Here is a 25,757-nt window from a genome sequence, read left to right on the forward strand (position 1 = left end):
CACGTAATGCGCGCTAAACGGGCAAGTTGAAGCAATCAAGGCGTGCACTCTTACATTTCACGAACACATGACCGGTACCTGCCGGCAGGCCGGCGGAAGACGGGAAGCGCGCGGATATCTGCAACAATCCCATGAAGCACTGGCTGGGAATATGAATGGCTGAAAACTGGGCCTTTCTATTCGAGAACAATGTCCCGATACAGCACTTCCACGGCAGGGGCAGGGCGGAATTTCCAGACGGACCCTTCGCCGGCTTTATGGAAGCAATACGCGTTCGCCCGGGGATCGACCTTTACCGCATCGACGGAAGAACGACGCACGGCTTTTCGCTCGCCCCCGACGCGCCGGCGCCGACGGGCGCGCTGGCCATGGGCTTCATGCTATCGGGACATGGGCGGGTCGTGGCGGAGGGCGCCGAAGAGCAGGTCTGGCGCGACGGCCAGAGCTTCTTCGCGCTCGCGCCCGACTATCCGGTCGCCTACCATGTGAGACCGGAGAAACAGTGGCAGATCGTGTCCTTCGTGGTGGAGCGTGAAGCACTGGCCGATCTCGCGAAGGACAATGAACTGCCATCCATGGCCCTCGCTTCGCTTTCTGGTCGCAGCGAGCCATTCTCGCACCTGCGCCCTCTCGGCAGGCAGCGGGCGGCGCTGATCGCGCGGGAGCTGTTGCAGCCCATCTATGTCGGCGGGCTGGAGGCGCTGCATCGGGAGGCGAAGGCGCTCGAGCTGCTGACACACCAACTCGAAATGCTGGGTGGGCTGATGCCCCGCTCGGGGCAGTTGTCGTTGCGCCAGCAGATGAGGGTGCGCGAGGCACGCGAGAGGCTGACGGCGGACCTGCGCGATCCACCCGGTCTTCGCGAGCTCGCCGACGCGGTCGGCCTCACGCCCCGCAAGCTGAACCAAGGTTTTCGCGATTTGTACGGCGTAACCGTCTTCGAATATCTGCGCGATGCGCGGCTCGATGCCGCTCACGGCATGGTTCTTCAAGAGGGCATGGCTGTGCCGCTCAAGCAGCTTGCCTGGCGAGTGGGCTATTCGCAGGCGACCAATTTCATCACCGCCTACCGCCGCCGCTTCGGCATTTCGCCCGGCCACCACCGCAAACTATACGGCGCTGAAGACTAGGCTCTTTGATATTGGGCCGCCCGTAAAGCCTGTACCTGCCACCGGCCGGCGATTATGCGCGAAGGAAAAGGCTATGCGCGCCGGTCCATGGCGTTGATCGTGCGCCGGCGCCGACATTACCCCACGGCCAGTGACAGCCGTCGTCCAAGACGAAACAGGCAAATTGGGGGTTAGATCAGCATGAAACCGCTCGTCCTTTTGGCCGTCTGCGCCGGGCTGGCCGCGTGCAGCCAGACGGCCGCCCCGTCGCAGACCGCCGCCGCAAACCCGGCGCCGGCCGCGAAGGCTCCAGGAAAGGGCTCGCTGTCTCAGCCGAAGACCGCTGCCACCCAAGCGGCGGCCTGCGAAGACGCGGTCAAGAAGCAGGCGAATACCGCGATGCTCGGCAGCGCTCTGGGGATGGCGGGAGGCCTCGTCGGTTTCGGTGGCGGTCGTGGTGGCGCGGTCGCTGCCCAACTCGCCTCCACCGCTGGCAGCGTCGTCACGCAGGCGCAGTCGTCCAGTGCGCAGTCTGCCGTGGAACGCGACTGCTATGCGCAGAATGGGGATATCTGGTGAAGCGCGCTCTTTTGGCTTTCGCCGCCATCCTTCTCTTCTTGCCGCCGACTGCTGCGCTCGAGAATGCGGAGGTGGAAGCCGTGGTCACGATCCTGGAGGCGCTGTCGCCGGAAAGGGGTGAGCAGGTCTACTACGACGAAGACGCTGCCGGCGATTGGTTCGATTTCGACGCTGAAACCGACGCCAGGATCCCTGCTGCCGGCTTTTCCAGGGAAAGCTGGCAAAGGGCCTATGACGAGACATTGAAGGGCCTAATGGCCACAATCCCGGACGCCGAGTTCGACGCCATATTTGCCGGCTCGGAAAGCCGGATCAATGCCTCGCCCGCGCTGGATGAAACCCAGAAGCGGCAAATGATCGAGGATTGGCGGGAAGAGCTGGGCAAGGCTCGCGCGCTACGCGCTTCGGGCAGCCAATTCAGGGAGGTCGTGAGTCCATTCGCATCGCGTCTGCAGCGACTGTCTCCTCGGCAGTGATTTGGATGCGGGGGCAGCATTGACCAAGGCAATCGCAATGCTTCTTTGTGCGCTTGCGGCTGGGTGCGTACCGCCTATGGCCGGCGGCCAATCCGTCAACCCGACTGCCGCCGCTCTTCTGGACGAGACGCCGTGAAGGCGGCCATGGGCGATGTTCCGTCCAACCCCGAGGAGGCGCGCCTCTACCGCGAAAGCCTGGCCCGCTTTGAGGCGTGCAAGAAGCACATCATGCAGGCCATGCGCGCCCGCCAGCAGGCTGCCATGGCCAGCAGCGTCGCCGGCATGGTCGGAGGCTTCGCGGGGCCGGCCGGCGATATCGCGCGCCAGGCCGTTCAGGCGGGTATCAGCCAATCCATGAAGCAGAACGTGTCCTGTTGACCGCCTTTCTGTACCGGCCTCGTAACCAAAGATATCAGACGTTCAACGTGTGCGGCTTCGCGCCGCGAACTGATCCATCGACGACCCTCGTCCACTCTTGCGCAAGTCGCCATTTGGAACCCGATGATGCGGCATCAATACGCAAGTTGATGCGTCACCGAGTGAGGAATTGTCGGAAACGTTCCGAACGGCTTGCGCTGAACACTTCCTCGGGCGACCCCTCCTCTTCGACAACTCCCTTGTGAAGGAAGACGACCTTGCTTGATACGTCGCGTGCGAAGCCCATCTCATGCGTGACCACGAGCATGGTCCGCCCTTCTTCTGCAAGCCCGCGCATCACTTTCAGGACCTCACCGACAAGCTCGGGATCGAGAGCGGACGTCGGTTCGTCGAACAGCATGACGCGAGGGCGCTGGCCAAGCGCTCGCGCGATCGCCGCTCGTTGTTGCTGGCCGCCGGAAAGATGCACCGGATAGTGATTGACCTTATCCGCGATTCCGACCTTGGCCAGAAGCTCCTTCGCCTCTTCGATGCATTCGGCGCGCGGGCGGCCCTGGACGTGGATCGGCGCTTCGATGACGTTCTCCAGCACCGTCTTGTGCGACCACAGGTTAAAGCTCTGAAAGACCATGCCGATACGAGCGCGCAGGCGGTCGACCTGTGTGCGATCGGCTGGCCGCGGTCCGGCCTTCGTAGATTTCATCCTGATGGTCTCCCCGCCAATCGAGACTTCGCCGGCAGTCGGAACTTCCAACATGTTGATACAGCGCAACATCGTGGATTTGCCCGAGCCGGAGGACCCAAGGATCGAGACGACATCCCCATCGTGGGCATCGAGCGAAACGCCTTTAAGCACGTCGAAGGCGCCGTAGGCCTTCCGCAGGTCGCGGATGCGAACGGCCGGAGACGGGCTGTCAGCGTGCTGTCTCTGCTGCGATTGCACGCTCATACTGTGTCCTCCCTCTCGACGACGGCCGGTGCCGGAACAGACCTGAGATGAGGCGTCAGCCATGATTCCACCATGTGGATGACGCGGGTGATGCCGTAATTGATGATTAGGTAGATGCCCCCCGCGATGACGAAGACTTCGACCGCGCGGTAGGTTTCGGAAATCAGCTTGGCCGCAAGGCCGGTGACTTCCATCATGGTGACCACCGAGGCCAGCGCCGTCGCCTTTACCATCAGGATGATCTCGTTGCCGTAGGCAGGCAGGGCCTGACGGATGGCGAGGGGCAAGATGATGCGTCGAAACACCAGGAAACGGCTCATGCCGCAGGCACGGGCGGCCTCTATCTGTCCTTCCGGTACGGATCGCAGGCCGCCCCGGATTATTTCGCTCCCATAGGCGGCCGTGTTAAGCGCAAGCGCGATGATGGCGCACCAGTAAGGCTGGCGCAGGATTGGCCACAGCACACTGTAGCGAATTGCCGGAAACTGGCCGAGACCGTAATAGATCAGAAAGATCTGAACCAGCAGCGGCGTCGAGCGGAACACGAAGATGTAGGCCCGTGCGACCCACTCGAGCGGACGGATGCCCGAAAGGCGCAGCAACGCAAGAACCAGAGCGAGGATCATTCCCAGGGTGACGGAGATGAATGCCAGTTGCAGGGTCAATGGAACGCCGGGCAGCAGGCGCAGCAAGGCGCTGAGAAGGAAGGCGAAATCCATCACCCTCTCCTGAGACCGCGGGTGAAGTGTTTTTCGGCGTGTTGCAGCGCCCATCCTGAGGCTGAAGAGATGAGCAGAAAGAGGATCGCCGCCGCAAGGAAGAAGGTGAAGGGCTGCCTGGTCGAACCCGCGCCTATCTGCGCCTGGCGTAGGATTTCGACCAGCCCCGTTACCGAGATCAGCGACGACTCCTTGAGGACGAGCTGCCAGATGTTCGCGAGGCCGGGCAAGGCGAAACGCAGCGTGAGCGGCGCGATGATGCGGCGGAAGGCAAGCGCGGGCGACATGCCCGTGGCGTAGGCCGCGTCGATCTCGCCGCGCGCAACGACCTGGTACGCGCCGCGGAAGACCTCCGTGTGATAGGCACCGGAGACGATGGCGATCGCCAGGGCGCCGGCGAAGAAGGCAGGCAGGCTCAGGAAGCCGTTGGCCCCGAAGAACCGCCCGATAGGTGTGAGGATGGCGCTGGAGCCGAAATAAAAGAGATATATGACAAGGAGGTCGGGGATTCCGCGAAGCACTGTCGTATATCCATCGGCGACCGTGCGGACGACGCGCCCCCCGGAAATCTTCGCCCATGCGCCGAAAGCACCTATTATCGCGCCAGCGATGAAGCCTGTCACAGCCACAGCGATCGTCATGACGGTTGCCGCGGACATGGCCGCGCCCCAGCCGCCGGGGCCAAAGCTGAAGACCGTCATCAGCCCGAAGTCATTCATGGACGGCCACCCGCGGCATCCAAAGACCGGGACCTCTCGTCATCGCGGCGTACCTGTGTTGCCAAGACAATCGCCCGGCTTGACGCTCAGCAGCGAGCGCTGGCTGATGACGATCCCAGGTGCTCGGGCGCGCACCTGTCGGGGGGGCTGGCCGAAGGCGCCGAAGGGATGGATGACGGCCACGAGATCGCCGGCCTCGATGCTCTGGCCCAGTCCGACACGATGTTCGAGCAATCCGCCGACGTCCGCCTCGAACATGTTCTGCGACTTCACGTCAAGGTGCCGCGATACCGTTCGCGCCTCGTCCGCCGCGCCGCGCAGAACACCAAACTGCCTCAGCCCGCTCTTCAATGCGCGGACGAAGACATTGGCGTTCTTTTGCTCCAGCAGCGTCGTGCCGCCGCCTTCGAGTTCGATGGCTGCGGTGCCGGCCTCGGCCGCCGCCCCGACCAATGTCGTGGAGATGCCGTCCTGATAGGTGATGTAGGGCAGCTGAAATCCTTCCATCGTCCTTAGGACGTCATCGTAAGGTACTCGGCATTCGGGCGTATGGAAGGCGAAGGAAATGGCCTCCCCCTTATATGTCGGCCCGCCGGAATGGACATCGATCACCATGTCCGCGTGAGGCAGCACATCGTGGAAAAGGAATGCCGCCAGCCGTTCCGTCGGGCTTCCGCCACGGTCGCCGGGGAAAGTCCGGTTCATGTTTGCTCCGTCCGACGGCGAGCAGCGGACACCCTGGCTGGAGGCAGGAAAATTCGCCTCGGGTATGATGATGATGCGGCCTCGCACGGCATCGGCGTCGATGTCGTCGACAAGATGGTGGAGCGCAAGCTGCGCCTCATACTCATCCCCATGGATGCCGGCGACAAGGAGCACGCGTGGGCCATCGCCATTGTTGATGACGCAGAGCTTTACCGCAGCAAGCGGGCCGCCCGCCGTGTCAATGACGATGTCGTGGACATTCTTGCCGGTCTTGTCGAAATCGATTGTGCTGGTCATGGGTGGGCGATCTTTGACTTTGCTGACGGTTAGTGCGCGGGCGAAGGCAGTTTGCCGTCGAGGGTGAAGCGGGTGGGGCTGAATGCTGCTATTGGGATTGCGCACTTGCCGTCGGCTACGAGATCGGCAATGACCGAGCCGACGATCGGGCCAAGCTGGAAACCGTGTCCAGAAAAGCCGAAAGCGTGCCAGAGATTGGGCGCGACCCGACTGGGGCCGATGACGGGAATGACGTCCGGCATCAGCGCTTCCAGGCCCGCCCAGCTTCGCACGATGGTGGCACGGCGCAGGATGGGGAAGAATTCGTAGACCGTCTGAGCGCTCACCACCATGCGATCGGCAACCGTGTCGGCCGTTTCGGCATCCAAATCCGGGTCACCGAGAATGCCGCCGCCGATGACGACCGTGCCTGCTTCGGTCTGTTTGAAGGATAGTACCCGGTCGATGCCGATCACCACGGGATCGATGAAGTGAGGCATGCGTGACGTGACCATCAGCGTCGAGGCGAAATGAGTCTTGGGGAAATGCTCGCCGACCATCGCAGCCACCTGCCAGGCCCAAGCGCCGCCGCAATTGACGACGACGTCCGCCTTGAAGGCACCGTTGTCGGTCGCCACCGTCCAGCCGCCGTCACCTTTCTCAAGCCCGGTCACCCGCGTCCGCTCCATGACGCGAACCCCAAGCTGTTCGGCGCGCGAGCGGAAGGACTGCGTTGTGCGGAACGGATTCGCATGACCATCCCGACGCGAGATGATGCCGCCGCGGCAGATATCGGCGGCCGCTGGAACGAGACGCCGGAGTTCGGCAGCGTCGATCACTTCCTCGAACTCGTAGCCGAGCGAGCGCATTTCGGCCACTCGCGCGCGGCACCATTCCATTTCGGCTTCGCTTTCGGCGATACCTATCTGCCCGACACCGCCAATGAATTCGCAGTTCTTTGCCAGTTCCGGGCCAAGCAGATCATCAAGGCGCTCCCATTTGTCCATCGCCGCAATGGACAAAGGCACTTCGGCTGTATGGCGCATCAGTTGCCGCACGCCGCCCGCGTTAACGCCCGAGGCATGACGGCCGACGGTGTTCTTCTCCAGCACGATTGGGCGCATACCCCGGAGCGCTAGATTGATTGCCGTGCAGCATCCGTGGATGCCACCCCCGATCACGATTGCGTCCGTCGCGGTCATTCTGCCTTTCCAATCGCTCTCGTCATCTCGGTGCCATCCTGGATCGCTCAAATGCGCTGGCTTGGGTCGCCCTCGACGACCTGGAGCGACGGCCTGGATCCACTGTCGGCGTTGCCGAGCTCAGCAAGCAGGGCGACTGGCAGCGGCTTAACCGGCAGGCGCAGCCGGTAGTAGCCGACTGACTCCATGTCCGTGGCCAGGCTTTCCGCCAATATGCCGGCGACCGTGCTTCCGCACATTCGGCCCTGGCATTGGCCCATGCCGCATCTGGAGAAAGACTTGAGCTGGTTGATGTCGGTGAAGCCCTCGCCCACGAGCGCGCGCAGTTCGCCAGCAGTCACCTCCTCGCAGCGGCAGACTACCGTGTCCTCAAGCGGTCGGCGTACGGCTTCGGCCGGGCGATAGATGCGATCGAGGAACGTGCGGAACGGGGCTTCCCTCTGAAGAGCCCGACGCTCAGGTCGCGCGCGCTCGTCGCGCTCTCCCCGGGAAATGCGACCCAGGCGGCAAGCCGCGTCGAGCGCCGCCAAGCGTCCGCGGTGCACAGCCGCCCTTGACCCGCCGATGCCAGCGCCGTCGCCCGCGACGGCGACCAGATCCAGGCTCGTCGCACCCCATTCGTCCGTGTGCGGACGCCATGCCATCTGCGCCATATCCCACACATGCTTGCAGCGCAGGCTTGCGGTGATCTGGTTGTTGGGAATCACGCCTTCATGCAAAAGGAGGATGGACGCCGGCAGCCTTTGCCGCCTTCCACCGCTTTCGAAGCTGACGGCCTCCACCCGCGAGACGCCTTCCGCTGCCAGCTTCCGCCCCTTGAGGATAGGGACGCGCATCTTCCTGAGCGCGGCGATCCAGGACAGCCCCTTGAACAAATCGCCTGCGAAACCGGACAGAAGCGGTATCGCGGCGAGACCAGCACCGAACACGCTCTTTTCCGATGTGTCGATGATGCCGTTGAGGGGCGTCCCTGCCTTCATAAGCTGGAACGCCACCAGATAGGCAAGAGGCCCCGAGCCGGCGACGATCGTCGGTCGGTCGGGAACTACGCCGGACGCCTTCATGAGTGTCTGTGCGGCTCCCGCACCCATGACGCCTGGAAGCGTCCATCCCGGAATCGGAAAAGGCCGCTCCATAGCGCCGGTCGCCAGGATGACTCTGCGAGCCTTCGTCAGATAGGCTTTGCCGTTCTGCGAGACGCCGAGCTTGCCGCCAGCCGAAACCTGCCAGACAGCGCTCAGAGGCTCGTAGACGGCACCGCTACTGCGAAAGTGCTCCGCGAGCGCAAGTCCCTTGGCGTAATCGGCGCCGAGAATATCCCGCAACGCATCGCGTGTGCGGCTGTTTGCTTCGATGTTGCGGTAAACCTGTCCGCCCGGCGTCGGCTGCTCGTCGAATAGCACCGTCTCCACACCCAGTTCGGCAGCGAGCGCAGCAGCCGCCATCCCCGCTGGCCCGCCACCTACGATCGCGAGTTCACAATTCGGGCGCGTTGCATCGGTCATATGGTATCGAACCTCCCGGTGCCCGACTGCGAGCGCACCTGCATTCCCTCGGCAACCGGCACAAGGCACGCCTGCCGGTCTGCTTGCCCGTCTATTTCAACCAGGCAATCGAAGCAGTTGCCGATCATGCAATAGGGTATGCGGGCAGCCCCGCTGACAGGCGTCGTGCGAAAGCGCTCGACGCCTGCCGCGAGCAATGCCGCGGCAACGCTGTCTCCCGGTCGGCACCGCACTGCCCGTCCGTCGAAGAAGATTGTGGTCGGCAAATCATCTGTCCAAAGCCGTCGAAACATGCTGGCCTTTGCTGAGCTGGCGGTTGGGTGCGGGGTCGTCAGAAGAACCTTGCGGGCCGGAAATCCTGAAGCGCCTCTTCGGGCCCGTCACCCGCCAACTCGGCGGCAACCACCCGGCCTAGCCAGGGTGCCAGCGTCGCCCCGCTATGGGTGATGGCGGCGTAGTAGCCGCTGATTTCCGGGACTGGGCCGACGGCCGACACGCCATCACCGGGGATGGCGCGATGCGATAGACGCATCGCCTCTGGCTTGACGCCGGCGAGGTCGGGGTAGAGCCTCGCTGCCCGCTCGATCATCACGGCGGCCACCGGAGATGTCTCATCGCGGCTGCTTTCGAGCGTGAAACGCTGCTCGTCGTACTCGCTGTGCAGCATGATTCGACCAGCGCCGTCGGGCCGGAAATTGACGCCGCTCGTCCGGATCACCCGCCGCACGCCCGATGCGGCGGGAGCCGTCACCACGAGAAGGCCGAGCGTAGGGGCCAGGGGGAAGGTCAGGCGCACGTCCTGCCCGAGATCGTTTGCCCAGCGGCCCGTGCAGTTGACGACCACGTCGGCACCGATCGCCTTGCCAAATGCGGTCCTGACACCCGTGACCTTGTCGGTCTTCAAGTCGATCCCGGTGACGGTCTCGCGGTGCAACTTCACCCCGAGGGAGCGCGCCTTGCCCAGGAAGAACTCGATATAGGGGCTGGGGTCCACCCAACCTTCGTCGGGGAAATAGGCGATCTTGGCATCGCCCGAGGCTCCTGGCCGAAGTGCGGGTTCCAGCCGACGCAGCCTGTCCTCCGAGATCCATTCGGCGGGATAGCCCCAGCTGGTCAGACGTTCGACGCGCTCATGGAGTTCCGATGCTTCATCCGCATTAGAGCGCCATTCAACCGCGCCGCCGCCATGATACCAGGGACAGGCGCCGAACTCGTTTTCGAGTTCCCTGTGTGCACGCATCCCGAGCGCGTTGATAAGATGGTAGCTGTAAGGCGTCTTTTCGTTCGAGTTGGTCCAGGCAAAGCTCGAACCGCTCGTGCCGGCGCCTGGATAGTCGCGCTCGACAAGCGTCACTGAGTGTCCCCGCTCGGCGAGCCTATACGCGATCGACGTGCCGAGAAGTCCGGCACCCACAACGACAAACTGGGTCATGCTATCAATTTTTCCGATGGGCAGGATGGCGGGCGTAAACGTGCGCCCGCCTCGCGATCTCAATCCTTGGGCGTGATATCGACCCCGAACCACTTCTCCGTAAGCGCGCGATTGAATCCGTCTTTGTTGACTTCGTCGATGGCTGCGTCGAACTTTGCCTTGAGCGCGGTGTCGTCCTTGCGCATGGCCACATTCGCAGTGCCGCTGCCGAGAACGCCTTCGATGAAAGTTGGACCGGCAAGCGTGGCGTTCGCAAGGTCTGGCTGCTTCATGGCAGCCATCAGCATGGTGATGTTGCCCATAACCAAATCGACGCGGCCGGCGGCGAGGTCGAGGTTGTGCTCTTCCGTGGTTTTGTACTCGCGGATTTCCACTTTGTCCTTAAGCTCGGCGGTGGCGAATATCGCTGCCGTCGAAGAGCCTTGAACGCCGAGGATCTTGCCTTTGAGCGCCGGGGCCATCGCCTCGATCGCTTTCTTGGCCCCCTCAGGATCCTTCTTCAGGCTGTAATCCACCCGGGCGCCCAATTCCGATGCAAGGGGATTATCCTTCATCATCATGAAGGCGTTAGGTGCCTTGGCGTAAGCTACGGAGAACGACGCAACTTTCTGCCGCTCGGGCGTGATGCCCATGGACGCGATAATGGCGTCGAACTTGCCGGCATTCAGCGCCGGCAGCATGCCATCCCAGTCCTGGGCAACAATCTCGCACTCCGCCTTCATGCGATTGCACAGTTCCTTGGCGAGATCGATTTCATAGCCAACGAGCTTGCCGTCCGGAGAAGTGTAGTTCCAAGGGGCATAGGCACCCTCGGTCGCGATGCGGATCTTCGACCATTGCCCGGCATCGTCCGCACGCACGGCACTCGTGAGGAAGATCAAGGCGCCGGCAGCAAGGCCCATCCACCGTACCAGTCCCATTTTCATTGTTACCCTCTGTGTTTGCTTGCGAGCGCCGACGGCGTCCTCGATCCGTCGATCGGGAGCGGTGACGCTATCGCGATTGTCTTTGCGCAGTGGTGATTTTCGGCGCCGTGATGGCCAGTCCCGGTGCCAATTGGCTGGAAGCTCCTTCCAGCAGGTGGGGAGTAAAGCGAAACCCCGGTCGATTGACAAATATGAAAAGCTTCATGCTCTATAGCTTTTTCCTATAGTGCACGTCAGGAACCCGGGACGATGAACTACAGGCAATTGCAGGCCTTTCGCGCGGTGATGGATGCGGGAACCGTGATCGGTGCCGCAAATCTCCTGCGCATTTCGCAGCCCTCCGTCAGCGCCCACATCGCCAACCTCGAACATGCGCTGAGGATCCAGCTGTTCGTGCGGCAAGGCGGCAGGCTGGCTCCGACCGCGGAAGCATTCCTGCTCCACGAGGAGGCCGATCATATCGTCAAGGGTATGGCGCGCCTGCGGCGGCTGGCGGCTGACATACAACAGCTGGAAGCGGGGCGGCTGATCATCGGCGCCTATCCTGCCCTGTCCAGCATCGTGCTGCCCCGCTTTATTGGTGCGTTCGCCCAACGCCATCCGAAGCTGCGGCTGGCGCTGATGCCGGAAGCTTCAGTGCGGATCGCCGAACTCGCCGCGAGCAAGCAACTTGATATCGGCCTCATGACGATGCCGGCGATCGATCCGGCAACGACCTGCGACCTTATCTTCGAGACGGCTTCCGTCTGCGTGCTGCCGGCGGGACACCCATTGAGCGAGAAGGAGACGATCGAAGCCTCCGACATACGCGACGAAAGCTTCATCGCGCTGGGGCGCGAGGATGGATCGCGTCAGGCCGTCGAGCGCAGTTTCGACGATGCGGGGATTCGCTTCGAGGCACGTTTCGAGGCCTTTTTCAGCGACTCTGCCTGTGCTCTTGTGGCCGAGGGGCTTGGCGTTTCCGTCGTCGATAAGTTCTCGGCGGAACGGTGGCGCGGAACGCTCCTCGTCAAGCCGTTCCTCCCGTACGTACCCTGCCATGTCTACCTGACACGCAGCCGTACGCATTTGTCTTCGCTGCTCCAGGAGCAGTTCGAGCGGGAGTTCCGCGTCTATCTCGAAGAACACTTTTCCTAGCGCGCCATCGGCGGTTTTCGGTAAGGCCAGAATTCGACCGTGATGTCGAATGACTCCTTTGCGCAAACCTGCCTGTGGCCGGCGGCGGCGATGTCCGCTTTCGGGATACGAACGAGACCGTTGCAATGTCCGACATTCGACGCAAAGCGGACAATGCACTTCACACCCGGACTACTGGGCGTTTAGCATACGCACTCAAATGTCGTCGATTTGGGTGCACCAAGTCCGCTACGTGATGTCGGACACTCGATGACGGAGCGATGTGATTAGGCATTGAATGGGCACAATGGCGTGCATGCGTCATAGCAGCTTGACGTTCGCCGCCTGGTTTCAGGCATGAAAACGACTGCGGCTGCCTTGCTCACCAGGCTTCGTTCCGTTTTGAGGGACTCGGGTTCCCATCGGGCCTGGGCTCTTGCCGCGAATGATGGCGTCATTGCAACCGCAGGCATATTGGAAGGATTTGCCGGGGCGGGCGCGGATGATGCGACGCTTGTCCTGGCAGGAATGGCCGCGACGGTAGCCGGAATGTTCACCGCCGGTGGCGCGAAATGGGCGGAAGTGGCGTCGGAACGCGAGGCGCAATTGGCCGCAATCGACGAAGAGAGGGCCGAGCTCAAGCTTCAGCCGAGCGTCGAGCTCTCCGACCTCACGGCCTATTACGAGAAGAAGGGGCTCAGCCACGCGTTGGCCCTCGAAGTCGCCGACCAGTTGATGAAGCGCTCTCCGCTCGAGGCGCAATTGGAGAGCGAGCACGGTATACTCAATGTGATTTCACGTGCTGATGTCATACAGGCAAGCCTGGGGTCGGCAATTGGATACGCTTTGGGGGCTGCGGTTCCGCTTTTCGTCACCGTTGCCGTGCCGATCCGCCTCGAGACATGGCTGGTCGTGGCGGCCGTGGCGGTGTCGCTCACATTCATATCGGTCGTGGGAGCGCGAGCGGGACATTTGGATGTGGCACGGACACTCAGGCGCACGCTCGTGATCGGCTTTGTTACTGTTGGAATAAGCTACCTTGTAGGAATGATTGTCTTCTGACGAACACGATGCAGGCCTACCGTCATGCCAAGGATGCCTGTGCTGCGGCGCCGCCACCTGAAGGCCTGCATCCGCGACGACATCACTTGAAATGATCCATCTACTCCGCCAGGAGTTCTCCCGTTCCGCCGAGCTCCGGCGGTAGATCGCGCTGCTTCGGTAAACCGTCCTTCATCGGCAGCACAGTTTCCTGATAATTCGCGTGCAGCATGGGCCTGAAGGGCAACGCGGGAATGATCGCCGCATAGACGTCGGTCACGCCCCATAGCGGATGCTCGGTGAGCACATGCCCCCCGCAAATGTTGCACCACTTGCGGACGCTCCTGTCGGTTTTTTGGTAGCTGGCAAGGTGATCAGCGCCCTTGGTGATGCTGACCGTATCAGTCGGCCAAAGAACAAAAGCGTTGACCGGTCCCGCCGACCACTCCCGGCAGGAGGTGCAGTGGCAATAGCCCATCGCCTCGGGCTCGCCGGTCACTTCGAGCTCGACCGCACCACAGAAACACCTGCCCCGATAGGGTTCATCGTTTGGCATCATTTCCTCCCTTCAGTTCGCCCTTCGGGCGCGCCAGGCCAGGATTCTGCGCCTCAAAGTTCAGAGCACGTCCTACCGGCAGCTGTCTGGCAAGGTGCGCTGCCCGACGGTTCGTGCGGGCGTGAGCCCGGTCGCGGCTGCACGCTCGGCGCCCGCCGACCCTGCCCGTTCGGCGTGGGCGGCTTCGGCAATCGTCAAGCCTTCCCTCACGTGCTCGACGTCGGCCTCGCTCGCATAGTGCAGAGTGGCAAGGAAGCTTTCCTTCGTCAGGTTGGGGTCGAGTTTCATGATCTGGCCGTAATGCGCGGCTGCCGCGGTCCGGTCTTTGAGCCAGGCGTAGGTTGCCCCAACAAAGGCATGCTGAGTGGCATCCATCTTGGAGATATGCATGAAGGCTTCGATGGCTTCGGCATATTCCCGGGCGACGAAATGGGCCTTGCCGAGATGGCTCCAGAACCGCTCGGGGTGATGCGGGTTGAGCCGCATCGCCTTGCGGATCCAATCTATACCTTCCTTCGGACGGCCGAGCCAGGTCAGGAGCTCGCCCTGCTGGACCACCACAAGGTCGTAGTTGGGATTGAGCGCCAAGGCCCGTTCCTGATGGTAGCGCGCCTTGTCGAGGTCGTTGCGGCTAATATTGATGGCCGCCAAAATACGGTGAACGTCGGCGTCATTGTCGTCCAATGTCTGGGCAATCTCCAGCTCGCGAGCGACCTCGTCGAAGACGGCGTCCTTGTCGGCGCACCAGCCATAGACCCAGGCCTGCCCAAGGATGCATCCGCGCCACGCATGGGCATGAGCATACTTCGGGTCGAGATCCACGGCCCGGGTGATCAGCTTCAGCGCCTCCTCGTTCTCCGAGCGGTCGCCTCTGTGGTGGCGGACCTTGGCTGCCAGCACGCACTCATATGCGGCGAGACTGGAAGGCGTCTTGCGCGAAAGCAGGTCTTGCTGTGCGGCCTCGACACGGCCAGGCAGCGTGGCAACGATGGCGGCGGTCAGCTCGTCCTGGATGGCGAAGACGTCGTCGAGCTTGCGATCGTAGCGTTCGGCCCAGATATGCGCGTCATTCGAGGTGTCGATCAACTGGGCGGTCACGCGCAGGTGCTCGCCCGATTTGCGGACGCTTCCCTCCACCAGATATTGCGCACCCAGCTTTTGCGCGACTTCGCGCAAGTTCACCGACTGCCCCTTGTAGACGAAGGTGGAGTTGCGCGAGATGACGAACAGCTCGTGCCTGCGTGATAGCTCGGTTATGATATCTTCGGTGAGACCGTCGACAAAATATTCCTGCTCGGGATCGCCGCTCATGTTTGCGAAAGGCATGACCGCGATAGAAGGCTTCACGACGGCGCGCCGCTCTGTCTCGGTTGTCGCTCCGGGTGTTGCCGAGCCGTCTTCGAGCACGGCGCGCCAAACACGTATCGCACGCGAAATGTTCTTGAGCGACTTCTCGCCCAAATCCTCGAATCTGACACCGACTCGATCGGAGACTTGGTCGTAGACGGCCTGCGTAACACAGATCCCGCCGATATCTGCGAGCTGCTCGAGGCGAGCGGCCACATTCACGCCGTCGCCATAGATGTCGTCCTCGTCGAAAATGATGTCGCCGAGATTGATGCCGATTCGGAACTCGATGCGCCTGCTTTCCGGCACATCGCTGTTGCGGCGGCGCATACGCACCTGCACCTCCGCCGCGCAGCGCACGGCGTCGGTCACGCTGCGGAATTCAACAAGCATGCCATCGCCGGTGGTCTTGATGATATGGCCCTGGTTCTTGGCGATGGCCGGGTCGATGAGCTCGATGCGGTGCGTTCGAAGCCGCGCGAGAGTTCCCGACTCGTCGGCTTCCATTAGCCGAGAGTATCCCGCCATGTCGGCTGCCAGAACAGCAGCAAGCCTGTGTTCCATGGTCCAGCCCTTGAGCGAAACGCTATTTTAGCACCATGAGGCAGGAATCAAAGGCAACTTCGAAAAGGGTTCGTCGAAATCGCACTCCGCGGCACAGGGTTGATGATTGGGCAGACCGCGTTCTTGATGCCTGCCGCAGCCTGCTGTGCGTCAGCAGCCAACACAGCCTGCCCAAATCATCGAGTGGTAACGGTCTTCCGCTGGCGGGTTACCCTTCAATGATGAGCCGAAACGCTCTTCACGTATTCGGACACGAGTTCGGTCGGCGCCGCCTGACCGACGTCACCCACACTGAGGATACCGATCATCCGCATGTTCTTGTTGATCACCGGTAACCTGCGGATTTTCAGCTCCTCCATGTGCCGTATGGCCTTTGCCAGGTCATCGTCTTCGCTGCAGCAGTGAATGCCAGTGGTCATCACATCGCGCGCCGTCGCGGTGCGAATGTCGAAATCATCCTCGGCCAATCCTTTGCAGACGATGTCGCGGTCAGTGACCATTCCGACCAGCCGGTCGTTCTGTCCGATGGGGATCGAACCGATGTCCCTGGCTCGCATCAATTTTGCCAGTTCCGTGACAGGGGTTTCGGGGCTGACCCAGTCGACACCCTTGTGCATTACGTCTTTGACTTTCATGGCGGACCTCCCTTGCCGGAGTTGGTTATCCCCGCCCTTTTGTTTTCATCTTACCGCGGACGTGATTTGGCTGCCATAGGTCGTCACAGGAACAATGTTCTTCCCAAAACAGGCCCTGAGCAAGGCTCCCCACCTCACCAGCTTCGTGCTGCAGACGGGCATGCCGGCGCGCCTTACGGACGAGCAGGGCATTTGTTCCAACTAATTCTTGAAACCCGGGCTGCTTTCGTTCGTGCTTTGACACCGGCAGTTAGGAGGCAAGATGCCATCACCGACTTCAGCCACATTGCCGAAGGCCGAGTTGCACATCCAGGTCGCGGGCTGCATTGAGGCCGATGAGGTCGTCAGCAACTGCGAGGCGGATCGAGGCCTCAGCTCGGTGCACTCAGCGCTTTTACATGAAATGCGCTGAGGTTATCGAATATCCGGAACATAGCCCAACCCCTTTCTCCCCATCGAGACGGTTCTCTCGGTGTTCAGCTAAATGAGGAGCCATGACGCAATTCGTCGTTCTTTCGTTCGCGGTTACCTATTTGGGAATGGCGCTGGGGCGCGTTCCGGGGCTGAGAGTCGATCGAGCCGGCATCGCGATGATCGTCGCGGTCGTGTTGGTCGCCGCGGGCGCAGTGCCTGTCGACGCTGTCGGCAACGCGATTCATTTCCCGACGCTGCTCCTGCTGGGAGGCCTGATGATCCTCTCCGCGCGGGTCGGCGCCAGCGGTTTCTACAATGCTGCAGCCGCATGGATTGCGGGCCAGGCGGGTCGGCCGTTGCGGCTGCTCGCCCTCACGGTCGCCATTGGCGGAATCCTCTCCGCGCTCCTCGTCAACGACATCGTCGTCTTCGCGATGACTCCGCTCCTTTGCGCTGGCCTGCAGGCTCGAAATCTCGATCCGCGGCCCTTCCTGTTCGGGCTCGCCGCGGCGAGCAATGCCGGCTCGGCTGCAACCTTGATCGGCAATCCGCAGAACATCCTCATTGGTCAGGCCGGGCAGATCGGGTTCTGGTCCTATATTCTGGATGCCGCCGTGCCGTCGCTGGCCGGACTTGTGGTGAGCTTCGCATGCATAGCATTCGTCTGGCGATCGAGCCTCACCGCACCGGCCGGCGACGCGCCGCTCACGAAGGTCGCATTCGATCGGCGTCAGGTCGGCTTCTGCGGCGTCGCCCTCGCCGTGCTCCTGGCGCTATTCGCGACTTCGCTGCCGCGCGAGGTGTCTGCGCTTCTGGTAGCTGCCTGCCTTATCGTCAGCCGTGTGCTGCCGACCAGGCAACTGCTCGACGAGATCGACCTGCCGCTGCTTATCCTGTTCGCGGCCCTGTTCGTCGTGAACGACGCGCTTGCGCGGACGGGCGTTCCGGAGGAGGCGGTGCGCGCGCTCGAGACCCATGGCCTCCTGCCTGATCGCGTTTCGCTGCTGGCGCCAATCGCGCTCGTCCTCAGCAACACGATCGGCAACGTTCCCGCCGTGGTCATGATCCTGAAGGTCTGGCAGGGCATCCCGCAGGGCACTCTTGTCGGCCTCGCCATCCTTTCGACGCTCGCCGGAAACCTGTTCCTCGTCGGAAGCCTGGCCAACCTGATCGTTGCCGAACGCGCCTCGGCGCAAGGTCTGCGCCTGACATTCCGTGATCATGCCAAGGCGGGCGTACCCATCACGCTGTTCTCAATGCTCCTTGCGGGCTTCTGGCTTTGGATGGGCGGGTACATGCCACTGTAGGCGGAGGAGCGCCGCGCGATCTCGTGAGGAACGCAGAGGCCTGTCAGAGGGCCTGGTCATGCGAATTTGTCACAGCAGATCGTCTGATCCGTCGTGGGATGGGCTCGCGGTATCTTCAATCGCGGTCTCATCGCTTTGTCGCAGCTTCGTAAGGGGCGGCAGCCTGAATCCACCTTTATGAGATTCCTATAAGAACGTCCCCGAACTCCTCTCGAAAACTTATGCGCCCAGCGTTATGTAGCGGATTGGCCTGATGAAATGCATTCGGGATCGCGTGATCCGAGAACGTTAGACCGGCGCGGGCCAACGAAAGGATGAGGTCTCCAACCCGCCATCAGCCCAGGCAAAAAGTCGAGACCAATCCGGAGCCGCCCCAGTACATCCCCACCGAGCCGGGGATCGGCTTCGCGCTCCAGATTGAGGTCGCCTCCGGCCTCGGTGAATCGCCGCCCGAGCAAGTGCGGTTACATCGCTGATCAGCAGGTCAAATCGGACGCGACCCGCTTCGCTGGGAGTTTTCGAATGGCCCTTGGCGCAAATGACAGTCGCGTTCTGGCGAACGAGCCTGCGGGAGGTGCCGAACCGGCCAAGGAAGGACATCCGGCCGGCACAAAGCTTCCGCTTCTGATGCTCGGCGCAATAGGCGTTGTTTATGGCGACATCGGCACGAGCCCGATCTACACAATCCGCGAGTCGCTGCGTGCCGCCACTGGCGCCGACGTTGCGCAGCCCGAGCAAGTGTTCGGCGTGTTGTCGCTCGTTTTTTGGGCGCTGACGGTCATCGTGACCGTAAAATACGTCGTTTTCGTCCTGCGGGCAGACAATCGCGGTGAGGGCGGCATCCTCTCATTGATGGCGCTGGCGCGCAGCAGTTACGGCACCTCACCTGCCTGGATTCTCCTTATTGGTATCGCGGGCTCGGCGCTCTTCTTTGGCGACGCAATCATCACGCCGGCGATCTCCGTGCTGTCCGCGGTCGAGGGCCTGGGCGTCGTCACACCGACTTTCGACGCTTACGTGGTTCCGCTGACTCTGTTGATCCTAGCTGCGCTCTTCTCCGTGCAGCGTTTAGGAACTGGCAAGGTTTCGGTGGTGTTCGGGCCGGTCACGCTGGCCTGGTTCATTGCTATCGCCGCCACCGGTATCTCTCATATTCTCGACAACCCAGCTGTCTTAGCGGCGATCAATCCGCTCTACATATTCGCCTTCCTTGCGCACTCTCCGGGTACTTCTTTTGTCACGATTGGCGCCGTGTTTCTCGCAGTCACCGGGACCGAGGCACTGTATGCCGATCTAGGCCACTTCGGACGCAAGCCAATCGCGTATGCCTGGCTATGGGTCGCATTTCCTTGCCTATTGCTGAGCTATTTCGGGCAGGGTGCATTTGTGCTCACGCGGGGTGGTCACATCGGTCATCCCTTCTTTGAAATGAACGAGGGCTGGGCGCTGCTCCCCATCGTGGGATTGGCGAGCGCGGCTACCATCATCGCGAGCCAAGCCGTGATCTCCGGCGCGTTTTCGCTGACCCGCCAGGCAGTGCAACTCAGCATCCTGCCTCGATTTGAAATCCAGCACACCTCGGAGAGGCAGGCGGGACAGATTTATCTGCCGCGTGTCAACGTGCTGCTCGCGCTGGCTGTCATGTGTTTAGTGGTCGGCTTCAGGGAATCGGGAGCCCTGGCCTCGGCCTACGGAATTTCGGTCACCGGCAACATGCTGGTGACGACGTTCCTTCTGGCGATCGTCATGTACCGGGTCTGGAAATGGGAGTTGCGGAGTGTGCTGGCGGTTAGCGCAATCTTTGCCTTCATCGATTTCGGCTTCTTCTCTGCCAATGTCATCAAGGTGCGGGAAGGCGGCTGGGCCTCCATTCTGGTTGCGGCCGTCCTCTTCGTTATCATGGCCACCTGGGTGCGTGGCACGCGCTACCTCTTTGACAAGACACGCAGGAGCGAGATCCCGTTCGAGTTCCTGGCGGAGCAGATGGCGAAAAAGCCGCCCAAGCTTGTCCCCGGCACGGCGGTTTTTCTGACCAGCGATCCCCAGAGCGCGCCGACCGCACTGATGCACAGCCTCAAGCACTACAAGGTGCTGCACGAGCAGAACGTCCTCCTCTCGGTCGTAACCGCACAGCAACCGCGCGTGTTGGACAGCGAGCGTGTCAGCATGGAGAAGCTCAACGAGCTATTCATGCGCGTCACCCTCAGGTTCGGGTACATGGAGCAGCCCAACATCCCGAAGGCCTTGGCGGTCTGCCGCAAGCAGGGCTGGAAATTCGATATCATGTCAACATCCTTCTTCCTGTCGCGGCGCTCGCTCAAGCTATCCGCCACGTCCGGCATGCCGATCTGGCAGGACCGACTGTTCATCCAACTCGCTCGTACCGCTGCAGATGCGACGGAGTACTTCCAGATACCAACCGGTCGAGTGGTCGAGATCGGCACGCAGGTAACAGTCTGATCTCGCCGCCTAGCGACAGCAGCCTTACTTTCGGTCCGCGTTGCGGCGTCCCGCGAGGGTGAATCGACACTCCGCAGGAGTCCACCCGGGAAGGCGCTTGCAGTGAGCTCGTCACCTGGCCAAGAGCTTTGGCGTGGGACAGCTGCAAAAATAACAGAAACTGCCGATGTCAGCAGCCATGGCATCCCGGCTTGCCCCAAGGGTTATCGTGAAATCCCGAGAATGGCGCGGGCTTGTCGCGCTGTTGCGAGCGGCCGACCAGCCGTCCTGGCGATGCCTGCGATAACAGCGACGCGCTCGGCATTGTCGCGTGCGATCCGACCATCTGCGTTCCAAAGGGAGTTTTCGAAACCGACGCGGACATGGCCACCCAGCGCTAGCGCTGCAGCCAAAGCCGAAGTTTCGCTGCGGCCGAATGCGCAGACCGACCACACTGCGCTGAGCCGGTGGCGCTCGAGGCCTTCAAGGAAAACATCGAGGTGCTCGGGCCGGCTCTCCTGATCCGGCGCATAGCGGCCGAGCACGAAAAGGAGCCGTGGTTGCGCGATGCCTCCAAAGCTGCCGCGACCGTATAGCTCGGCGAATTTGTCTAGATCGGCGCTGTCGTAGAGGATATGCTGGACGGCAATGCGTTCGTCGGCTGCCCAAGCGAAGAAGGCCGATGCAGTTGCTTCCCCGTTACCGAGAATTTCGCGCAGCGCCACCGATACGGCGGCCGGGCGCAGAGTGCGCACAAGATCCATCTGCTCGGAAGGCGAATAGCGGCCGACTGCCTCGGTGGTGACCTGGACCAGCATCTGGCCGTCAGTGCGTTCCCGAATTGCGGCGATCGCTTCCATGTAGCGGGTCGCGTCGAGCACATGAGCACCAGCCTGGTCGCGCACATGGACGTGGATGGCGGCAGCGCCGCTCGCAAGACATGCTGCGGCGGTTTCCGCCAGTTCCGCGGCCGTCATCGGCAGCGCCGGGTGATCCTGCTTCGTGCGGCGAGCGCCGTTCGGCGCAATCATGATGAGCAAGGGATCTGTGGTCACGTTCTCCTCAACCTTTGTCTCCCAGGCGCATCCAATCTATGGTCTTTTGCAAAAGAGAGGGTGGGAGCACAGTGACTGATACAGCAGAGAAGCCATCGGCTTTTGCCACTGCAGCCGAGCTTGCTTCGGCGCTTGAGAAGGGCGGCACGACATCGACGGCCATTGTCCGGCGCGCGCTCGACCGGGTGGCAGCCCACGAGCAGACACTGCATGCCTTCGTGGAGATTTTCGGCGAAGCGGCGCTTGCGGCCGCCGAAGCCGCCGATGAACGCAGGGTCCGGGGTGCTACGCTCAGTCCTCTCGATGGCATTCCGTTCGCGGTGAAGGACCTCATGCACATGGAAGGCCATCCGACTTCGGCCGGATCGAAGGCTGTTGCCGGCAAACCTGCAACCACCACCGCGAACGCCGTGCGGCGTCTCAGCCAAGCAGGCATGATTCCGCTCGGCAAAGTCCATACCGTCGAATTCGCATTCGGCAGCTGGGGCACGAACCCGATCCTCGGCACGCCGCTCAACCCCCGCGATCGCGCTGTTGCGCGTGCCCCCGGTGGCTCCTCGAGCGGTTCGGGAGTTGCGGTAGCGGCAGGGCTCGTGCCTGCCGCGCTTGGCACCGATACGGGCGGATCGGTACGCAATCCTTCCGCCATGTGCGGCGTCGTCGGGCTGAAGACCTCCGTGGGCCTGGTAGGGCGGGGCGGGCTGCTTCCGCTCGCCACGTCCTTCGACAGCATCGGCCCGCTTACCCGGTCCGTCGAGGACGCGGCATTGCTGCTTTCCGTACTGCAAGGCCTGGATCCGGATGACCCTGCAACGTTCGGGATCACGGCGCCGGACCCGCTGCGCGATCTCGGCCAAGGCGTGGCCGGCTTGCAGCTGCGGGTCCCCTCCGAACGTGACCTCGAGATGGTCGAGGACGGAGTGCTCAGGCTCTTCAGGGCAGCTGTCCAGCAATTGTCGGCACTCGGCGCCGAGATCGACGAGAAGACGATGCCGCGGCGGCCCGAGGAGTACAAGGCCATCACCGGCGACCTCATGGCGGCCGAGGCCTGGCACAATCTGAGCGACTATGTGGAGTCGGAGTCCAGCATCGTCCATCCTGTCGTCAGGACGAGGATCCTGCAGGGCAGGACGATCGATGGAGCGCGCTTTCAAGAGCTTCTTGCGACAAGGCGAGCCGCGCAGATCGAATTCCACCGCTACCTCGAAGGCGCGGACGCGTTTCTCACGCCGACATCTCCGATCTTCGCGCCGCCGCTTACAGAGATCGACGAGACCAAAACCCCGCTCGGCACCTTCACGCGCATGGTGAACCTGATGGACATGGCAGCGCTCAGCGTGCCCGTCGGGCTTGCCGGCGGCTTGCCCGCTGCCCTGCAGATCGTGGTGCGCCGCTTCAACGATGCCCTTGCGCTCAGGATCGGGCGCGCATTCGAGGTCGCGCGCGGGGGGCTGTTCGAGCCACCGGCAGGTTATCAGGAGCCGCAGGCGGCTTACCGCGGCTGATGTACCGGCGACGATAAACTTGCACTGTTGGCGCTGCCCCTCACCGCCCTGCCGGGCACTTCTCCCCGTAAACGGGGAGAAGAACGCCGGCCTTTTTTGAAGGCGTTTGTTCTGCAACGTAGACGATTGGCGAAACCAAAGCGGCAGTCGTGCCTCTCCCCGTTCACGGGGAGAGGATGCCGGCAGGCAGGTGAGGGGCGGCGCCCAACGCTCAAAATCCTGAAGCTGGTGGTCTAATCCTCTTCCCGGCGCAAATCGCCTTGCGGGATGAAGACCTGCGTCAAACCGATCCACAACGATCAGCTGTCATTCGCCGCTTGCGTACAGCTAGCGCGCGACCAGCGCGTCGGTGTCGCTGCCAAAATCCTCGCGCGCGCCTTCGGAGAAGACCGTTCCGGTCTTCACCACATAGACGTAGTCGGTGATGGCGAGCGCGGCGCGGATGTCTTGGTCGACCAAAAGCACGGCCTTGCCGAGGTCGTGGGCGAGGTCGCGCACGATTTCATAGATGATCTCGCTCGTCTGGGGATCCACGCCGGCCGTTGGTTCGTCTATCAGGTAGACGGAAGTGTCGGTCATCAGGCTGCGGGCGATCTCGACCTGCCGCTGCTGGCCGCCCGAAAGCTGACCCGCCTGCTGGTTGCGCTTCTCGCGGACGACAGGGAAGCGCTCATAGGCTCGCTCCAGCCTTTCGGCCAGGACAGCCTTCTTCGGGCGCGCGTGCCAGAGACCGAGCCTCAGATTGGATTCGACGGTCAGGTACGGAAAGAGGCTCGGTCGCTGGGGAAGGTAGGCAAGGCCGAGGCCGAGCATGCGGAAAGGCGGGCTTGCGGTGATCTCGCTGCCGTTCATGAGCACGCGGCCGGCACGCGGCTTCAGGAAGCCGAACAAGGCCTTGAGCAGAGTGGACTTGCCCGTCCCGTTCGGCCCGACGACGCAGGAGATGCGTCCCGCCCAGGCTTTGGCGGAGATGTCGCGCAGGATGTCGATGTCGCGCGTGTAACCGGCAACGAGGTTCTCGCAGGCAAGCAGCGCCGAAGCATCGTTCCAGCGCGGAGCGGGGAGGGGACTGGACGCTTCCGTCATCGTGGCGCTCATCGGTTGGCCCGCGTACCGGTATAGGCACGCACGACGTCGGGGTTGCGCAGTACCTCGGCGACGCCTCCGTCGGCGATCTTGCGGCCGCGCGCCATGACCATGACGCGGGTCACCACGGATTGGATGGCCTCCAGATTGTGATCGACCACGACGATGGTGTGGCCGTCGCGGTTGAGGCTTTTGATGTGATCGATGATCTGTTCCAGGAGGCGCGGGTGGACGCCGGCGAAGGGCTCGTCGAGGAGCAGCAGCTGCGGCCTCAGCATCAGTGCACGGCCGAGCTCCAGCAGCTTCTGCTGCCCGCCCGAGAGTGCTCGCGCATACTGGCCTGAGAGATGGCCGAGCTTCAGAAACTGGAGCACGCCGTGCGCCCGCTCCTCTGCCGATCCGCGCCGCTCGCCATAGTCGGAAAGCGCCGGCACGATCAGGTTCTCCATGACCGGCATGCGGCGGAACAGTCGCGGCACCTGGAACGTCCTTGCGACGCCGCGCTGGGCGAAACGATGCGCCGGCGCACCAGCCATGTCGTGGTCTTCGACCAGGATGGCGCCGCTGTTCGGCTTGAGCGCTCCCGTCACCATGTTGATGGTCGTCGTCTTGCCAGAGCCGTTCGGCCCGATCAGGCCGACGATCTCACCCCGCGCGAGCCCGAAGGAGAGATCCTCGACCGCGTGCACTCCGCCGAAATGCTTTGAGAGTGCGTCGACGGAGAAGAAGGGCGCGCTGTCCTTAGCCACCGCGAGGTTCCTCCATTGCCGATACTGCCGGGAGCGGTTCCTTCCTGCGGTGGCCCAGCTGCTCCAGCATCGGGAAGAGCCCGTTCTGGGCGAAACGCTGGACCAGGATCAGCACCAGCCCCATCAGCACAAATCGCCATTCGCCATACGAGCGCAGCGATTCGGAGAGCAGGAAGACCACCACGGCGCCGATCACGGAGCCCGGCAGGCTCTCGATCCCGCCGATGACGGCCATGGCGATGACCAGCCCCATCTCCGGCAGGATGGCCATGTTCGGGGTGAGTATGCCGATGAAATGGCCGTAGTAGATCCCGGCGATGGCGGCGATGACGCTGGTGACGACGAAGACGAGGATCTTGTATCGCGTCGTATCGACGCCGCTGGCGCGAGCCGCACCTTCGTCTTCGCGGATCGCGCGCAGGAAAAGCCCGACGCGCGTGGCGAGCAGGCCATTCATTGCGCCGACCGCCAAGACCACGAGGCCGAGGCCGAGATAATAGTACGGCACGTCCGAGTTGCCGGAAAACAGGCTCGGCACCGACAGGCCCTGCATGCCGCGGGTTATATCTTCCTCGGCCACCAACACGAGCCTGAAGATCTCGGAGATCGCGAGGGTGAACAGGGCGAGGTAGGGGCCCGAAAGCCTGAGCACGAGAGCGCCGATAAGGGCGCCGACAACGGCGGCAAGCAGGACGGCGGTGAGGATGGCGAGCGGAAGCGGAAATGCGAGCAGCTCGATGCAGAGCGCCGAGGCATAGCCGCCGAGCGCGGCGAAGGCGACGTGGGCGAAGGAGAATTGCCCGGCATAGCCAGCAAGCAAAGCCCAGCTTGCGGCCAGAAGCGCGTAGTACCAGGCGATGGCGCCGACATGGATCCAGTAGGGGCCGGAAACGAGCGGGAGAAGCAAGGCAAGCGCGAGGAGCAGACCCTGGGTCCACTGCGCGACGGAGGGGCGCATCATCTATCGC

The 25,757-nt window shown here is 62.5% G+C and carries 25 protein-coding genes; 9 read left to right on the forward strand and 16 right to left on the reverse strand.

What is annotated here, in order from left to right:
* Positions 1 to 155: 155 nt before the first annotated feature.
* From SAZ10_RS12790 to SAZ10_RS12805, 4 genes are all read left to right on the forward strand, one after another.
* On the forward strand, positions 156 to 1,130 hold the full coding sequence (locus SAZ10_RS12790) for an AraC family transcriptional regulator (RefSeq protein ID WP_318609595.1): 975 nt from the start codon (positions 156 to 158) through the stop codon (positions 1,128 to 1,130).
* 180 nt (positions 1,131 to 1,310) lie between these two features.
* Positions 1,311 to 1,688: a hypothetical protein gene (locus tag SAZ10_RS12795; RefSeq protein ID WP_318609596.1), complete on the forward strand. Its 378-nt coding sequence runs from the start codon at positions 1,311 to 1,313 to the stop codon at positions 1,686 to 1,688.
* Positions 1,685 to 2,164 (forward strand): hypothetical protein, encoded by a 480-nt coding sequence (locus tag SAZ10_RS12800; protein WP_318609597.1) that lies wholly within the window; start codon positions 1,685 to 1,687, stop codon positions 2,162 to 2,164. Before SAZ10_RS12795 ends, SAZ10_RS12800 begins: the two co-directional genes overlap by 4 nt.
* Before the next feature lie 132 nt (positions 2,165 to 2,296).
* Positions 2,297 to 2,542 carry a hypothetical protein gene (locus SAZ10_RS12805; RefSeq protein ID WP_318609598.1) on the forward strand — a complete coding sequence of 82 codons (246 nt, stop codon included), beginning with the start codon at positions 2,297 to 2,299 and terminating at the stop codon, positions 2,540 to 2,542.
* 154 nt (positions 2,543 to 2,696) lie between these two features.
* Here SAZ10_RS12805 and SAZ10_RS12810 read toward each other — a convergent pair whose 3' ends face one another.
* Genes SAZ10_RS12810 through SAZ10_RS12850 form a run of 9 tightly spaced genes read right to left on the reverse strand, consistent with a single transcriptional unit; the run spans position 2,697 to position 11,164 of the window.
* Positions 2,697 to 3,491 carry an ABC transporter ATP-binding protein gene (locus SAZ10_RS12810; RefSeq protein ID WP_318609599.1) on the reverse strand — a complete coding sequence of 265 codons (795 nt, stop codon included), beginning with the start codon at positions 3,489 to 3,491 and terminating at the stop codon, positions 2,697 to 2,699.
* Positions 3,488 to 4,210, reverse strand: coding sequence for an ABC transporter permease (locus SAZ10_RS12815; RefSeq protein ID WP_318609600.1), 723 nt, complete (start codon positions 4,208 to 4,210; stop codon positions 3,488 to 3,490). The genes SAZ10_RS12810 and SAZ10_RS12815 overlap by 4 nt, the downstream gene beginning before the upstream one ends.
* Entirely contained in the window at positions 4,210 to 4,929 is a 720-nt protein-coding gene (locus SAZ10_RS12820) for an ABC transporter permease subunit (RefSeq protein ID WP_318609601.1), read from the reverse strand. Before SAZ10_RS12820 ends, SAZ10_RS12815 begins: the two co-directional genes overlap by 1 nt.
* Before the next feature lie 39 nt (positions 4,930 to 4,968).
* Positions 4,969 to 5,931, reverse strand: coding sequence for a succinylglutamate desuccinylase/aspartoacylase family protein (locus SAZ10_RS12825; protein ID WP_318609602.1), 963 nt, complete (start codon positions 5,929 to 5,931; stop codon positions 4,969 to 4,971).
* 29 nt (positions 5,932 to 5,960) lie between these two features.
* The gene (locus SAZ10_RS12830; protein ID WP_318609603.1) at positions 5,961 to 7,112 is read right to left on the reverse strand and encodes an FAD-binding oxidoreductase; all 1,152 of its coding nucleotides are present in this window, start codon (positions 7,110 to 7,112) and stop codon (positions 5,961 to 5,963) included.
* A gap of 47 nt (positions 7,113 to 7,159) precedes the next feature.
* Positions 7,160 to 8,617, reverse strand: coding sequence for an NAD(P)/FAD-dependent oxidoreductase (locus tag SAZ10_RS12835; RefSeq protein ID WP_318609604.1), 1,458 nt, complete (start codon positions 8,615 to 8,617; stop codon positions 7,160 to 7,162).
* Positions 8,614 to 8,910, reverse strand: coding sequence for a (2Fe-2S)-binding protein (locus tag SAZ10_RS12840; protein WP_318609605.1), 297 nt, complete (start codon positions 8,908 to 8,910; stop codon positions 8,614 to 8,616). The genes SAZ10_RS12835 and SAZ10_RS12840 overlap by 4 nt, the downstream gene beginning before the upstream one ends.
* Positions 8,911 to 8,948: 38 nt before the next feature.
* Positions 8,949 to 10,049 carry an FAD-binding oxidoreductase gene (locus tag SAZ10_RS12845; protein WP_318609606.1) on the reverse strand — a complete coding sequence of 367 codons (1,101 nt, stop codon included), beginning with the start codon at positions 10,047 to 10,049 and terminating at the stop codon, positions 8,949 to 8,951.
* Positions 10,050 to 10,108: 59 nt separating this feature from the next.
* Positions 10,109 to 11,164 (reverse strand): transporter substrate-binding domain-containing protein, encoded by a 1,056-nt coding sequence (locus tag SAZ10_RS12850; protein WP_318609607.1) that lies wholly within the window; start codon positions 11,162 to 11,164, stop codon positions 10,109 to 10,111.
* 60 nt (positions 11,165 to 11,224) lie between these two features.
* Here SAZ10_RS12850 and SAZ10_RS12855 point away from each other — a divergent pair, with 60 nt between their 5' ends.
* Both SAZ10_RS12855 and SAZ10_RS12860 read left to right on the forward strand, forming a co-directional pair.
* Positions 11,225 to 12,112: a LysR substrate-binding domain-containing protein gene (locus SAZ10_RS12855; RefSeq protein ID WP_318609608.1), complete on the forward strand. Its 888-nt coding sequence runs from the start codon at positions 11,225 to 11,227 to the stop codon at positions 12,110 to 12,112.
* Positions 12,113 to 12,448: 336 nt separating this feature from the next.
* On the forward strand, positions 12,449 to 13,153 hold the full coding sequence (locus SAZ10_RS12860; protein ID WP_318609609.1) for a VIT1/CCC1 transporter family protein: 705 nt from the start codon (positions 12,449 to 12,451) through the stop codon (positions 13,151 to 13,153).
* Between the two features lie 100 nt (positions 13,154 to 13,253).
* Here the strand turns inward: SAZ10_RS12860 and SAZ10_RS12865 are convergent, their stop codons facing one another.
* The 3 genes from SAZ10_RS12865 to SAZ10_RS12875 all read right to left on the reverse strand — a co-directional run bounded on the left by SAZ10_RS12865 (position 13,254) and on the right by SAZ10_RS12875 (position 16,234).
* A complete protein-coding gene (locus SAZ10_RS12865) occupies positions 13,254 to 13,688 on the reverse strand; it encodes a GFA family protein (protein WP_318609655.1) in 435 nt (144 codons plus the stop codon).
* A gap of 72 nt (positions 13,689 to 13,760) precedes the next feature.
* Positions 13,761 to 15,599 (reverse strand): adenylate/guanylate cyclase domain-containing protein, encoded by a 1,839-nt coding sequence (locus SAZ10_RS12870; RefSeq protein WP_318609610.1) that lies wholly within the window; start codon positions 15,597 to 15,599, stop codon positions 13,761 to 13,763.
* Between the two features lie 215 nt (positions 15,600 to 15,814).
* Positions 15,815 to 16,234, reverse strand: coding sequence for a CBS domain-containing protein (locus SAZ10_RS12875; RefSeq protein WP_318609611.1), 420 nt, complete (start codon positions 16,232 to 16,234; stop codon positions 15,815 to 15,817).
* Positions 16,235 to 16,728: 494 nt separating this feature from the next.
* On the opposite strand from SAZ10_RS12875, the gene SAZ10_RS12880 reads away from it, so the two are divergent.
* Both SAZ10_RS12880 and SAZ10_RS12885 read left to right on the forward strand, forming a co-directional pair.
* Positions 16,729 to 17,955: an SLC13 family permease gene (locus tag SAZ10_RS12880; RefSeq protein WP_318609612.1), complete on the forward strand. Its 1,227-nt coding sequence runs from the start codon at positions 16,729 to 16,731 to the stop codon at positions 17,953 to 17,955.
* A 522-nt stretch (positions 17,956 to 18,477) separates the two neighbouring features.
* Positions 18,478 to 20,415: a potassium transporter Kup gene (locus SAZ10_RS12885; RefSeq protein ID WP_412535205.1), complete on the forward strand. Its 1,938-nt coding sequence runs from the start codon at positions 18,478 to 18,480 to the stop codon at positions 20,413 to 20,415.
* A gap of 203 nt (positions 20,416 to 20,618) precedes the next feature.
* Here the strand turns inward: SAZ10_RS12885 and SAZ10_RS12890 are convergent, their stop codons facing one another.
* Positions 20,619 to 21,425 carry a 3-keto-5-aminohexanoate cleavage protein gene (locus SAZ10_RS12890; RefSeq protein ID WP_412535211.1) on the reverse strand — a complete coding sequence of 269 codons (807 nt, stop codon included), beginning with the start codon at positions 21,423 to 21,425 and terminating at the stop codon, positions 20,619 to 20,621.
* Positions 21,426 to 21,520: 95 nt separating this feature from the next.
* Between SAZ10_RS12890 and SAZ10_RS12895 the strand changes: the two genes are divergently transcribed.
* The gene (locus tag SAZ10_RS12895) at positions 21,521 to 22,954 is read left to right on the forward strand and encodes an amidase (protein ID WP_318609614.1); all 1,434 of its coding nucleotides are present in this window, start codon (positions 21,521 to 21,523) and stop codon (positions 22,952 to 22,954) included.
* A gap of 327 nt (positions 22,955 to 23,281) precedes the next feature.
* Here SAZ10_RS12895 and SAZ10_RS12900 read toward each other — a convergent pair whose 3' ends face one another.
* From SAZ10_RS12900 to SAZ10_RS12910, 3 genes are read right to left on the reverse strand one after another with little or no spacing between them, the layout of a single operon-like run.
* On the reverse strand, positions 23,282 to 24,040 hold the full coding sequence (locus SAZ10_RS12900) for an ABC transporter ATP-binding protein (protein WP_318609615.1): 759 nt from the start codon (positions 24,038 to 24,040) through the stop codon (positions 23,282 to 23,284).
* Positions 24,041 to 24,048: 8 nt separating this feature from the next.
* Positions 24,049 to 24,789, reverse strand: a complete 741-nt coding sequence (locus SAZ10_RS12905; protein WP_318609616.1) for an ABC transporter ATP-binding protein — start codon at positions 24,787 to 24,789, stop codon at positions 24,049 to 24,051.
* Positions 24,782 to 25,750, reverse strand: a complete 969-nt coding sequence (locus SAZ10_RS12910; protein WP_318609617.1) for a branched-chain amino acid ABC transporter permease — start codon at positions 25,748 to 25,750, stop codon at positions 24,782 to 24,784. Before SAZ10_RS12910 ends, SAZ10_RS12905 begins: the two co-directional genes overlap by 8 nt.
* Positions 25,751 to 25,757 lie beyond the last annotated feature (7 nt).

This window comes from Mesorhizobium sp. BAC0120 (assembly GCF_033542235.1).
GTDB lineage: Bacteria > Pseudomonadota > Alphaproteobacteria > Rhizobiales > Rhizobiaceae > JAWRCU01.

Excerpts from the sequence above, each read along its gene's own strand:
- SAZ10_RS12790 (WP_318609595.1), top strand. The coding sequence starts at position 156 with ATGGCTGAAAACTGGGCCTTTCTATTCGAGAACAATGTCCCGATACAG.
- SAZ10_RS12795 (WP_318609596.1), top strand. The coding sequence starts at position 1,311 with ATGAAACCGCTCGTCCTTTTGGCCGTCTGCGCCGGGCTGGCCGCGTGC.
- SAZ10_RS12810 (WP_318609599.1), bottom strand. The coding sequence starts at position 3,491 with ATGAGCGTGCAATCGCAGCAGAGACAGCACGCTGACAGCCCGTCTCCG.
- SAZ10_RS12815 (WP_318609600.1), bottom strand. The coding sequence starts at position 4,210 with ATGGATTTCGCCTTCCTTCTCAGCGCCTTGCTGCGCCTGCTGCCCGGC.
- SAZ10_RS12820 (WP_318609601.1), bottom strand. The coding sequence starts at position 4,929 with ATGAATGACTTCGGGCTGATGACGGTCTTCAGCTTTGGCCCCGGCGGC.
- SAZ10_RS12825 (WP_318609602.1), bottom strand. The coding sequence starts at position 5,931 with ATGACCAGCACAATCGATTTCGACAAGACCGGCAAGAATGTCCACGAC.
- SAZ10_RS12830 (WP_318609603.1), bottom strand. The coding sequence starts at position 7,112 with ATGACCGCGACGGACGCAATCGTGATCGGGGGTGGCATCCACGGATGC.
- SAZ10_RS12835 (WP_318609604.1), bottom strand. The coding sequence starts at position 8,617 with ATGACCGATGCAACGCGCCCGAATTGTGAACTCGCGATCGTAGGTGGC.
- SAZ10_RS12840 (WP_318609605.1), bottom strand. The coding sequence starts at position 8,910 with ATGTTTCGACGGCTTTGGACAGATGATTTGCCGACCACAATCTTCTTC.
- SAZ10_RS12845 (WP_318609606.1), bottom strand. The coding sequence starts at position 10,049 with ATGACCCAGTTTGTCGTTGTGGGTGCCGGACTTCTCGGCACGTCGATC.
- SAZ10_RS12855 (WP_318609608.1), top strand. The coding sequence starts at position 11,225 with ATGAACTACAGGCAATTGCAGGCCTTTCGCGCGGTGATGGATGCGGGA.
- SAZ10_RS12860 (WP_318609609.1), top strand. The coding sequence starts at position 12,449 with ATGAAAACGACTGCGGCTGCCTTGCTCACCAGGCTTCGTTCCGTTTTG.
- SAZ10_RS12865 (WP_318609655.1), bottom strand. The coding sequence starts at position 13,688 with ATGCCAAACGATGAACCCTATCGGGGCAGGTGTTTCTGTGGTGCGGTC.
- SAZ10_RS12870 (WP_318609610.1), bottom strand. The coding sequence starts at position 15,599 with ATGGAACACAGGCTTGCTGCTGTTCTGGCAGCCGACATGGCGGGATAC.
- SAZ10_RS12875 (WP_318609611.1), bottom strand. The coding sequence starts at position 16,234 with ATGAAAGTCAAAGACGTAATGCACAAGGGTGTCGACTGGGTCAGCCCC.
- SAZ10_RS12880 (WP_318609612.1), top strand. The coding sequence starts at position 16,729 with ATGACGCAATTCGTCGTTCTTTCGTTCGCGGTTACCTATTTGGGAATG.
- SAZ10_RS12885 (WP_412535205.1), top strand. The coding sequence starts at position 18,478 with ATGGCCCTTGGCGCAAATGACAGTCGCGTTCTGGCGAACGAGCCTGCG.
- SAZ10_RS12890 (WP_412535211.1), bottom strand. The coding sequence starts at position 21,425 with ATGATTGCGCCGAACGGCGCTCGCCGCACGAAGCAGGATCACCCGGCG.
- SAZ10_RS12900 (WP_318609615.1), bottom strand. The coding sequence starts at position 24,040 with ATGACGGAAGCGTCCAGTCCCCTCCCCGCTCCGCGCTGGAACGATGCT.
- SAZ10_RS12910 (WP_318609617.1), bottom strand. The coding sequence starts at position 25,750 with ATGATGCGCCCCTCCGTCGCGCAGTGGACCCAGGGTCTGCTCCTCGCG.